The 10504-nt window shown below is 40.3% G+C and carries 13 protein-coding genes and 1 pseudogene; 3 read left to right on the top strand and 11 right to left on the bottom strand.

Annotated features, from left to right (window positions below):
* Positions 1-116 precede the first annotated feature (116 nt).
* Both fmt and AC805_RS11880 read right to left on the bottom strand, forming a co-directional pair.
* Complete coding sequence (gene fmt, locus AC805_RS11885; RefSeq protein ID WP_055075640.1) at positions 117-1082, bottom strand: methionyl-tRNA formyltransferase; 966 nt, start codon at positions 1080-1082, stop codon at positions 117-119.
* A gap of 248 nt (positions 1083-1330) precedes the next feature.
* A complete protein-coding gene (locus tag AC805_RS11880; RefSeq protein ID WP_055075639.1) occupies positions 1331-2002 on the bottom strand; it encodes a hypothetical protein in 672 nt (223 codons plus the stop codon).
* Between the two features lie 208 nt (positions 2003-2210).
* On the opposite strand from AC805_RS11880, the pseudogene AC805_RS26830 reads away from it, so the two are divergent.
* Positions 2211-2454, top strand: a pseudogene (locus AC805_RS26830) (hypothetical protein); the annotation flags it as partial.
* Here AC805_RS26830 and AC805_RS11875 read toward each other — a convergent pair.
* Together AC805_RS11875 and AC805_RS11870 are read right to left on the bottom strand one after the other, a co-directional pair.
* Entirely contained in the window at positions 2424-2639 is a 216-nt protein-coding gene (locus tag AC805_RS11875) for an Arm DNA-binding domain-containing protein (RefSeq protein WP_082429477.1), read from the bottom strand. The pseudogene AC805_RS26830 and the gene AC805_RS11875 overlap by 31 nt on opposite strands.
* A 285-nt stretch (positions 2640-2924) precedes the next feature.
* Complete coding sequence (locus AC805_RS11870; RefSeq protein WP_072143598.1) at positions 2925-5996, bottom strand: type I restriction endonuclease subunit R; 3072 nt, start codon at positions 5994-5996, stop codon at positions 2925-2927.
* Between the two features lie 95 nt (positions 5997-6091).
* On the opposite strand from AC805_RS11870, the gene AC805_RS11865 reads away from it, so the two are divergent.
* Together AC805_RS11865 and AC805_RS11860 are read left to right on the top strand one after the other, a co-directional pair.
* Positions 6092-6385: a DUF1778 domain-containing protein gene (locus AC805_RS11865; RefSeq protein WP_055075641.1), complete on the top strand. Its 294-nt coding sequence runs from the start codon at positions 6092-6094 to the stop codon at positions 6383-6385.
* Positions 6369-6902, top strand: coding sequence for a GNAT family N-acetyltransferase (locus AC805_RS11860; RefSeq protein ID WP_055075637.1), 534 nt, complete (start codon positions 6369-6371; stop codon positions 6900-6902). Before AC805_RS11865 ends, AC805_RS11860 begins: the two co-directional genes overlap by 17 nt.
* Before the next feature lie 85 nt (positions 6903-6987).
* Here the strand turns inward: AC805_RS11860 and AC805_RS11855 are convergent, their stop codons facing one another.
* From AC805_RS11855 to AC805_RS11825, 7 genes are all read right to left on the bottom strand, one after another.
* Positions 6988-7215 carry a DUF2283 domain-containing protein gene (locus AC805_RS11855; protein ID WP_055075636.1) on the bottom strand — a complete coding sequence of 76 codons (228 nt, stop codon included), beginning with the start codon at positions 7213-7215 and terminating at the stop codon, positions 6988-6990.
* 13 nt (positions 7216-7228) lie between these two features.
* Entirely contained in the window at positions 7229-7498 is a 270-nt protein-coding gene (locus AC805_RS11850; RefSeq protein ID WP_055075635.1) for a hypothetical protein, read from the bottom strand.
* Positions 7491-8846: a restriction endonuclease subunit S gene (locus tag AC805_RS11845; protein WP_055075634.1), complete on the bottom strand. Its 1356-nt coding sequence runs from the start codon at positions 8844-8846 to the stop codon at positions 7491-7493. The genes AC805_RS11850 and AC805_RS11845 overlap by 8 nt, the downstream gene beginning before the upstream one ends.
* The gene (locus tag AC805_RS11840) at positions 8843-9250 is read right to left on the bottom strand and encodes a type II toxin-antitoxin system VapC family toxin (protein ID WP_055075633.1); all 408 of its coding nucleotides are present in this window, start codon (positions 9248-9250) and stop codon (positions 8843-8845) included. Before AC805_RS11840 ends, AC805_RS11845 begins: the two co-directional genes overlap by 4 nt.
* A complete protein-coding gene (locus AC805_RS11835; protein ID WP_055075632.1) occupies positions 9247-9522 on the bottom strand; it encodes a hypothetical protein in 276 nt (91 codons plus the stop codon). The genes AC805_RS11840 and AC805_RS11835 overlap by 4 nt, the downstream gene beginning before the upstream one ends.
* 81 nt (positions 9523-9603) lie before the next feature.
* Positions 9604-9942: a type II toxin-antitoxin system PemK/MazF family toxin gene (locus tag AC805_RS11830; RefSeq protein WP_055075631.1), complete on the bottom strand. Its 339-nt coding sequence runs from the start codon at positions 9940-9942 to the stop codon at positions 9604-9606.
* Entirely contained in the window at positions 9939-10199 is a 261-nt protein-coding gene (locus AC805_RS11825; protein ID WP_055075630.1) for a hypothetical protein, read from the bottom strand. The genes AC805_RS11830 and AC805_RS11825 overlap by 4 nt, the downstream gene beginning before the upstream one ends.
* Positions 10200-10504 lie beyond the last annotated feature (305 nt).

The raw sequence follows: 10504 nt of genomic DNA, 5'->3' as shown, positions 1-10504 counted from the left end.
TATAGCTATAGCCAAATAAGTTAAGACATAAAACCCAGAAGAGTGTTGCGGCGCTTCGCGCCGCAACACTCTTCTGGGTTTTGTTTTTGTTCTAGCATAACTGGCTACTGCTATATCTAACTAAAAGCGTCGCTATGCGTCTCTTTTTTGACTATGGATTCCCCGATCGCCATTCTCGCGCCATTGACAAAATCCCAACCCGATTGCAATTTTTTACCCGCAGGTTGAACTTCCTTAATTAATAGTAAACCTTTGCCAGTCTGCAAGACAAAGCCTTTGCCTTTACGAATTTCGGCAACTTTCCCAATATTCTCTAAATTGTCCTCACCTTCGACAATTTCCGATTTCGTAATCTTTAACCTCTGTTCGCGAAAATCGGTGTAGCAATTGGGATAGAAGGCACGAATGCGATTATGCAAAGCGATCGCCTCTTTGCTCCAATCTAGTTCCCAATCCTCGCGCCCAATCATTGGTGAATAGCAGGACAAAGCATCGTCCTGAGATTCAGGCTTAAGCGTATCTAAGCGGCGCAAAGTATCAATTAATAGATCTGCACCTAAGTTCGCCAATTTAGTACTTAAGGTATCCGTATTATCTTCAGGCAAAATTTCTAACTCCGCCTTGAGTAACATCGCGCCCGTATCAATCCCTGCATCCATTTGCATGGTTGTAATGCCCGTAATGCTCTCGCCATTAGCGATCGCCCATTGGATTGGTGCAGCACCACGATATTTTGGCAAGAGCGAACCATGCACGTTAATGCAGCCATACTTCGGCATATGCAAAATCTTTGGCGAGAGAATCTGCCCATAGGCAACCACCACAAATACATCGGCATTAAGGTTGGCTAGTTCTTCGAGTACCTGTTTGTCTTTTTTTAGGCGATCGGGTTGCCAGATTTTGAGGTTAGGATTTTTAGCGATCGCCGCAGCTTTGACAGGGGGTGGCGTGACTTGATTACCACGACCACGCCTTGTATCTGGCTGGGAGACTACGCCCACCACTTCAAAATCTGTTTCTGACAAAAGCTTCTCTAATGTAGGAACTGCAAAATCAGGAGTTCCAAAAAATACAATACGCATAATTATTGAGCCATAGTAAATGAGCGATCGTGTAACCTATTTCTAGACAACATTTTTCAATTCTTCCATTAAATTATGCCGATTTTCTAAAAGTATGGGCGCAATCCTGACTTGCCAAACAACAGGCTGAGGTGGCGGGACGCATCCTCAAAGGAATTGCTGAACTTGAAAAAAAACAACGAAATAATAGGCTGAAATAATTGCTTAAATAAGCTCTGTTAGGTGTGTTAATGTAACGCACCTAACGTTTATTCTAGCGATTGTGGAGCAAGCCGTTTGGGGATGAATCTAATACACTTTTCTTCTATTTGAATACTTTCAAGTTTGCTGACAATTTTATCAATCTCATCTAATCCGTTGGTATAAAAAATGTCACGAAATATCCGCGAACCATTCCATTTCTCACTTATTCCAAAAAAGATTTTCCTGTCGTTCTGAGAAATACGAGTTAAAGATCCATTCAGTTCTCCATCTTCTATTGAGATTTTAATTGAATCGATCATAATCATATATCCCTTATATAGCGAAGGATCAGGGTAAGTTAAATATTTCAGAGTGATGGAATTGTTTTCTAACGTATAGTGTCTATATTTTTTGATTTTAGGAGCCATAGCTTCAAAGCCTTGACCTTTATTAGCCAAAGAATTTAACTCATATTCACTTAAGGTAAGTTCATTAGTCTGATTATTCTCTAATAAAGATCCCATAAAATCTTTCACCTTGTTCTGAATTTGTTGAAGTTCCTCTTCTTCGCAAACTGTGAATGGGAAAGAGAGAACTTCACTTGGGACAATAAAATTCACCGTTCTGTAAAGCTGCAAAAAAAGTGGAACAAACACCGTGAATCCTGCAACAAGAAAGAATAAAGTAAAAACCAAAGGATTTGTCTTAAATAACGAGGAAAATTCGGTGATTAGCATCAAAATACTATAGTTGTAGATTATGTAAGAGAATTAGAGTCTATTTTTATTTAGGAAGAAAATCGGGATCTAAAGGGGGGATTCGGAGAACTGTTGCATAATGAAGTATGGGTTGCAATAAAAGAGATAAAATGTCCAAAGTGTGGGTCGGAACACATAGGCAAGAATGGGACTAAGCAAGGAAAACAAAACCATATCTGTTCTGACTTATTTACGCAATCATCGCCATCGTATACCTGAGTATGGTTATCTACAGCAACAGGGGCTAACCATTGGCTCTGGCTCTGTTGAATCGTCTATTGAGCATATTTTGTCGTCGGGTCAAGATTTCATGGGCTCAGTGGCATCAGCAAAATGTTGCTCAAGTTTTGAAACATCGCCGTGCTTATCTCAATGGCTATTTCTATTTCCCTAAGTATTTTTACTCAGTGCCTAATTGGGGTGCTCCCTGACGATATTTATCTAGGGTGTAGTCAAATCGCTCCAGAACAATGTCAGTCTGTATTTCTTGAGCTTTTGCCTCAGCAATTTTGAAATTGATCTTAGTATCTGATAGCCCAAGCGTTAAGTATTTCTGCTTGCCTTCAAATAGCTGTATTGGCAATCTCAGTCTTAGTCGTCCTTGCAACTCCTCGATGCTTACTGTGCCTTAGATAACAGAAATCACAGTCAAATCACAGTCAAAACTAGGCTAAATATGTCCAAAATGAGCTAACCCTGTAAGTGGTTACACGGTATAAGTTGCTTATGGAGGCTTGTTTCGGTTATCCAAAGTGTCGGAATCGAACCGACATATCAACAATTATGAGTCTATGATGTTATTCATTGAAATTATTCATTGAAAAGCCTTGTATATATAGATCCTATATTTTTATTTAGTTAATCATAGTCATTTCATAGTCAAAACAGCTTTATAGGCAAATTATCCAATATTTTGATCGCGCCGATCGCTTAGATCTTTCCGAAAATTATTAAACATCACCTGAAGGAAAATATTACCGAATTCTGTATCATCAGAAAGTTTTTGGTAAATATCAAAGTTGGTATCGATCATGTCCTCTAGGATTTCTCGAAAATAGGTCTCAAAAGCTAATTTCTGAGTTTCCTGTGAAGGATTAATCTTAGGATCGAGAGCGCGATAGATTCCTTCGGTTTTCTCTAGGCGACGGAATAAATCTTCACTGAAAAAAGTCAGTTTATCGCTTTCTATGAAATTAGTACCGTGGCGATCGTTGATGTATTTTAGGACTTCTGACAAAGGCGCAAGATCGATGGTGCTTGGTTTACCTGTCCCTAAGCTAGAAAGTGGGACTAGCTCACCGTCTTCTGTTAGTAATTGAATTTTGCCTGTGCTGGTTTGCTGAATCCGATAGGAATCCATGCTGATGTAGTTGGTTAACTCAGTAGGCAATCGATCTCGATCAATGGGTAGTTTTTTCAAAAGAAATCGCGCAAACTGGTAAAACTTTTCGAGATCGGCATCCGTAAAAGTAATGATCTGTACTAAAAAAGCATATGTTCTTGTGTAATCCCCTAAACGGGTGCGAAAGTCTGCTTTTTCTTCTGGTGTAAGTGCTTGATAGCTCTCAACAATAGGGTTGAGGATAGGGTGCAGCTTGGCTTGATTGGGTTTAGGATTTTTCTTAGTGGGAAAGTAAGTACGGGCAAAGTTTTCTACATCGCTGCTTGTAAATATGTGAAACTCTTCGAGAAGACGTTTCAGGTCATAGAGTTTATTGGGGTCTGTAGCTTCCGAGAGGATAGTTGCTTGATAGTAAGGTTGAAAGGATGCTTGAATTTCTTTAGTCTCATTGGCAAAGTCGAGGACAAAGACTTCATTTTTATTAGCGGTGGTGCGATTAAGACGGGATAGGGTTTGCACTGCTTCCACGCCTGATAATTTTTTATCAACGTACATGGTCTGGAGTAATGGCTGATTAAATCCAGTTTGGAACTTTCGCGCCACGATGAGAAAACGGTATTCATTGTGCTGAAAGGCTTCTACGGTTTTACTTTCGGGAACTCCATTCATATTCGATTCGGTGTAGGGATCGGGTAATGGATACTCTGGATCGATCACACCACCTGAAAAGGCGACTAAGGCTTTGTAGGGATAGCCTTTTGTTTTTAAGTAACTATCGAAAGCTAATTTATAACGCACAGCCTGAAGGCGCGATCGCGTGACGATCATGGCTTTAGCTTGACCATTGATCAAGTTGGCTGTTTGTTGGTGAAAATGTTCCACCATGATTTCGGTTTTAGTGCGGATGGAATGCTCATGGTGATCGGCGTAGGTTTTGATGATATAGGCGGCTTTTTTCTTGTCGTAATTTGGGTCGTCAGTGATGGACTTGATCAGGTTGAAATAGCTGCTATAGGTGGTGTAGTTTTGCAAAACGTCTAAGATAAAGCCTTCATCGATCGCCTGACGCATGGAGTAAAGGCTAAAGGGAACAAAGATCTCTTTCCCATCTGGTTGATCGATCCGAATACCAAAGGTTTCAAGAGTTTTGGGCTTGGGTGTGGCAGTAAAGGCAAAGTAGCTGATGTGAGGCGATCGCCCTTTTTGTCGTTGTGTAGAAGCCACAATATCGTTTATTTCATCTTCGCTATCGGGTTCATTCTCTTCTTCTAGCTGTGTGTTTATTTGATAGGGAATAGAAGCATCAGCAGCAATGGGAACTTTAGGAGAAACCCTTAATGGACTACCAAATGACAAAACCTTTTTAACGGCATCTTTGCTTTCGCCACTTTGAGAAGAGTGAGCTTCATCAATGACTACTGCAAATTTTTTACCATTGAGACTAGTTATTTTCTCAAGGGCAAAGCGGAAAGTCTGAAGGGTTGAAATGATGATGTCATCCCCTTGTTCAAGGGCTTTGGCTAGATTTGTGGATTTGTTTTTGTCGATGGTGGTGATGGTTCCTGCGACATGGTTAAAACCTCGGATCGTGCGTTGTAGCTGTTGATCGAGGTTGGTGCGATCGGTAATTACCAGAATCGAGTCAAATACTCTTTGGTTTTGAGCGTTTTTGAGCGAGGAGAGTCGCAATACTAACCAAGCGATCGTTTCACTTTTACCACTACCTGCACTATGTTGGATTAAATAGCTGTCTCCTGTTCCTTTTGTTTGAGCATGGCTAACCATTTTTCGCACAGTATCGAGTTGATGATAACGCGGGAAAATGATCTCTTGCTTACCTGTTTTGATGCCTTTATCGTCGAGAATATCGCGTAACTGAGCAAAGTTATTGAGTATATCTAGTAGGCTATCCCGTTCTAAGACTTGTTCCCAGAAATAAGCAGTCTTGAAACCATTGGGATTTATTGGGTTTCCTGCGGCTTTGTCGTTGCCTTGGTTGAAGGGTAGGAAGCGGGTGTTTTCGCCTTGGAGATGGGTGGTCATATAAACCAGATCGGTATCTACAGCGAAATGAGCTATGCATCGTCCGAATTTAAGTAAAGGATCGTTAGGGTTGCGGGTATGGCGATATTGAGCGATCGCATCTTGGACATTTTGCTCCTGAAGCGGATTTTTGAGTTCGATGGTAAATACTGGCAAGCCATTGAGAAATAGAACAGTATCAAGGCTTTTAAGGGTGTCTTTGGGGCTGTAGTGGACTTGACGGGCGATCGTCAAGATATTGGCTTGATAGAGGCGGCTATGATCGGGGTTGAGGTTGTCTTCGGGTTTAAAGTAGGCAAGTTCAAATTTACAACCAAGGTCATTCACACCTCTACGAAAAACATCGAGGGTTCCCCTTGATTCGATTTCTTTGATTAGGCGTTTTAGAAAGTTTGGTTTGACTTGTGAGCCATGTTGCGTTTCTAGTTTTTGCCATGTTTCGGGCTGTGTGGCATAGATAAAGTCAAACAGCATTTGAGAGTCGATCGCATTGACTGCATCAAAGTTATGATAATAGCGCTTGATAAATCCGTGGGTTGTTAGATGCTCCTCGATTTGAGCCTCAAAGTCTTTTTCACTGGTGTCCATAGGCTTCTAATCTTCTTAAATATTCTGTACGGACAATGTACGGTTATGATAGCATTAACTATATTCTAGTCGCACCTAAAAGTGTGAAAAATGCTATGTCTGACTCAAATACTGTCCTAAAGACAAAAGATACCAGAATAGAATTGCGGGTTACGCAGGAACAAAAAGAGCTTTTAGAAAAGGCTGCTCAGCTAAGAGGGATATCTGTGACGGCTTATACGCTCTCTCAAGTCTTGCCTGTGGCTCGACAGGATGTGGAGACTTCCGATCGCTTAGTTCTCTCAAATCGCGATCGCGATCTGTTTATGGCGGCATTAGAAAATCCACCCACACTCAAAGGTAAGCTCAAGGATGCAATCTTGAAGTACAAAGATGAATATAACCTCTGAGTCCTTCCATCAATGGAGAATTGTCCCCATTCAAAAGCAGTATCAACGAGATGGCTTTGATTGTGGCTATCCGAGCCTCAATGACTACATCAAAAAGTATGCAAGGCAAAACGATCAAAAGGGTATCGCTAAAGCGTTTGTGGCGCTTCCTGATGAGAGTAATAAAATAGCAGGTTACTACACGCTGAGTTCTTGTGCGATCGCTTATTCAGAACTTCCCGATCGCGATCGAGCAAAACTGCCAAGTTATCCTATCCCTGCGGTGCTAATTGGGAGGTTAGCGGTTGATCGCATTTGGCAAGGGCAGGGGTTAGGTAGTCGGCTTTTAGTGGATGCGTTGATGCGTGCGTTGCGGATTTCGCAGGAGGTTGGAGTTTATGCGGTGCGTGTGGATGCACTTGATGTCAAAGCAAAGGAATTTTATCTAAGACATGAGTTTTTACCCTTCCAAGATGTGGAGCTTTCTCTTTTTCTGCCGATCGCTACAATTGCTAGGGTTTTTAAGGAGCTAGAGTAACTTTTTAGAATAAGCCTTTCCCTAAGTTTGGTAGTGCAAAGGGATTGGTCAAGATGTCTGATGATTTTGATGAGCCATAAGTTTTCTATGCTTTGACTAAGGTGGGAACTGGAGAAAATTCAAAAATGATTTTCCCTAGGTCTGCTTCTAAAACTGAAGAAGCATCAAGGATTTCTAATCCTGCGATTTTACCGTCTGGGGCATAGTTGGCGGTGATGTCTTCGGTTAAGTCGCGGTTTTCGGCTGTTCCTGCGGCTAAGGGGCGAAACTCGATATACAGAGCATCAATTTCAGCATCATAATAAATTTTCATTGTGTTTTTCCTTTTAGTTGTAGTAATAAACTTTAACTGTGATCACTTCGATGCGTTCGGGCTTCTCAGCAAAAACAACTTCAATAGTTTTAAATGGGTAAAACTGCTGATTCATTGGGGATATGGCATTAAAAGGAAACTGAAAACGACATCGTAAACGATTTTGTTTTGCAGTTTGCCAGTTAGCCGAGCGTATTGCTAAAGTGACTTCTTCTGCTAAAGCTCCGCGCAATTTCATTTGTTGTTTGGAGTGTTCTGAAAAATAAATTGGTTTGTTAGACATTTTGTTCAAATCCTCTAACATCAATTTTACCTGTGACGGTATCGGATATCAGGACGGTGCGATATTCTTCTAGTTTTTCAATCTGCGATCGCACGTTGTCTATCGCTTCATCAATTCGGGCTGTTTCAGAATTTAAATATTTAATGATAATATTTTGCTCCTCTAATGGAGGAACGCTAACTACAAGGTTTGCATATTTTTCCGCACTAACATTTTGGATAGTAGCTTGGATAAAACTACTTGATAACCAACTCCAATATGCGAGAGAGCTAGTAAATAAATAGATAAACTCTGGAACAACAATAATTGGATTAACTCTTAAACGAACTAAGTAGCCAGCATAGCAAGCAATACCTAATGTTTCTCTATACATGAATGTTTTTCCTACAGTTGCTCCGCTTCTCGCAAAGAGGATATCTCCGTGCTTTAACAAAAATGGTTTAGCAATATCTTCAGGTAGTGATTTAAAAGTATCATCTCGAAGTGATCCATCATCATTAATATCTGTAATTCTTATAAAACGAGGTTGAGAAGTATCCGTGAATTCAGCTACTTCATTAGCTCCATATTGAAATGGTTCATAAGCTATGTATTTTAATTTTTTAACATCCCAATGTTTAGGGATTTCGCCTAGCCACTCAATGCCAGAATCTTTCATAGGAACAGACGGATCTAGCCCTTTGGTGACGGCGTGGCTGATGACGGTAGTGCGTTCTTCTTCGAGGAGGGTTATGAGTTGTTTTTGCTGCTCAATAATTTGGTCTATTTCAGTTGTTGCGCGATCGAGAAATGTAACGATCTGTTTTTGTTCATTAATACTTGGCAGGATAACTGGAAAGTTAACCACACTCTCTTGAGTTATTCCAAAAAAAGTAGTCCCTGTCTGAGTATTGAGAACATAAACTTTAAAGACTGAAGAATAAAGCAAATAATACAAATATTTGGGATGATATTTATTTGCTAATGGTCGAATTACTAACAAATGGCTATTTAGAGATGCCTCTTTAGGTAAATAATCTATGTAAGCAAGTTTACCAATAGAGCCATCCTTAGTCATAAGAACATCGTGTTCTTTTACTTGAATTTCAGGTGCTATTTCATATCTTTCTTGAGTAATGTGATAACAGGAATCCCAATCAACAGATCCATCTTTAAAGTGCATTCCTGTTATAAGATAGGCTCCCTCATCGGTAAACTCTTCACTTCTGAGATTCTGCCATCCAATCCGACCTTTTACATACGAGTTATATTTAATTTTTTGTATATTCCAATGCGTAGGAATCTTCCCTAACCAATCAATCCCCGAATCCTTATACTCAGAATAAGCAGAAAACACCTGACTGATCATAATTCTATCTCCCAGTCTTCGATTTGCAGCCCCTCTACACGGCTAAACTCCCTCGTATTATGCGTCACCAAGATCAAATCATTAGCCAAAGCGATAGAAGCAATCAACATATCATAACCTCCAATTGGTGTACCCAAAGACTCCAACTGAGCGCGAAGTCTTCCATAGATTTCGGCTGCTCTACCATCAAAAGGCAAACTAACAAAACGTCCAAAAAATTCTTTATATAGAGCAAGATTACTTTCAGTGCGAGAACCTTTGTGCGCTCCATAATAAAGTTCAGCCTTAACCACATCAGAAAGTACTACATCTGTAGGACTTATAGAAGTAAGTTTACGCACCACAGCAGAATTACGACGGTTCAAATATTGAATACAAGTATTTGTGTCTAGAAGATAGATCATAAGTCTAACAAATCCCAATTACGCTCCTGCAATTCACCTTGATCTCCCCTTACTAATGGCTCACCTTGCCAAGCCCCTGCCGTTTTTTCAAAAAAGTCTGGCGGCCAGCCCAACTCTTCAGGGGTCTTAGGCTTTACTTCAGGCTGAATCAATTGATAAATCACCATAACCTCAAACTCACGATTGACATTACTTACAGGCATACCCACGGGAATATCTAAATGTAAAAATCCATCAGCACTAGCCCGCGATCGCACCTTAACACTTTGCATAAGTCATAACTCCACAGAAATGTAGACTAGAACTATTATATCTGTAAAATCACAAGGTACTCGCCATGCAGACATTAGACCTTAGCTGATGATAACGCTAAAAGTCTGGACAACTAAATTAACAAAATCTTCTGGCAAAATTTCTCCCGTTGTTTTCCACCATCTCTGATTAAGATCAAGCGTTCTTATCTGTTCGGTAATAATTGAACCCTGTACTTTAAACCCTTCTGGAATAGGAATCATCATTTTGATTTCAGGCTTAATAGTGCTGGTAATGGGATGAACAATGACAATTCCCTGACGTTTTTGATTATACTGCGTATGGCTGATTACCAAACAGGGACGAGCATTTCCTGACTGTTCTCTTCCTTGTGTCGGGTTAAGATTAATCCTGATAACTTCACCTCTTTGGATAGTTATAGAAGTTCACGCCCTGCTGGTTCGCTGTCAATAAATTCCATTACATCGCTAGGATAAGTGAAGCTATTGGGAATAGTAGATATTAAGTCATTAAGGGTTAATTTCTGATCTGATTTTCCTACCTTGATACTTGATAATTCTGCAACTGGTGTTTGATATGTTTGTTGCAAGAAAGCGATGAAATTTAGAGCTTGGCGTTGGGCTTCGACAGGTAACGACTCGAAAGCTTTGAATAGTTCTTGTTGGGTAGTATTCATGGGGTGATCAAACTCCTTCCAAAATTCCAATTAAAATCGCCATCAACTCCTGCAAATCATCAGGAACTCGATACAGCTTAATATCTTGTTTAATTATACGCGATCGCCGATCCAGCTTACCAAAACTCCAAGCCGTCCCCAGGGCAACCGCATAAAAAAGGTAATAAAATTTAGGAGAAAATAAACAAATAAAGCCACAATGAATAGCCCTATCGAAGTAAGTTTACTGAGCCACTTTGAGGGAGTAGAAGATCCACGAGATAATCGAGGGAAAGAGCATATCTTGCTAGACATAATCGTGATAG

Origin of the sequence: Pseudanabaena sp. 'Roaring Creek' (assembly GCF_001402795.1) — a bacterium.
Classification (GTDB): Bacteria; Cyanobacteriota; Cyanobacteriia; order Pseudanabaenales; family Pseudanabaenaceae; genus Pseudanabaena.
The sequence above is the reverse complement of the archived record's forward strand: the minus strand, read 5'-3'. Positions and strand labels throughout refer to the sequence as shown.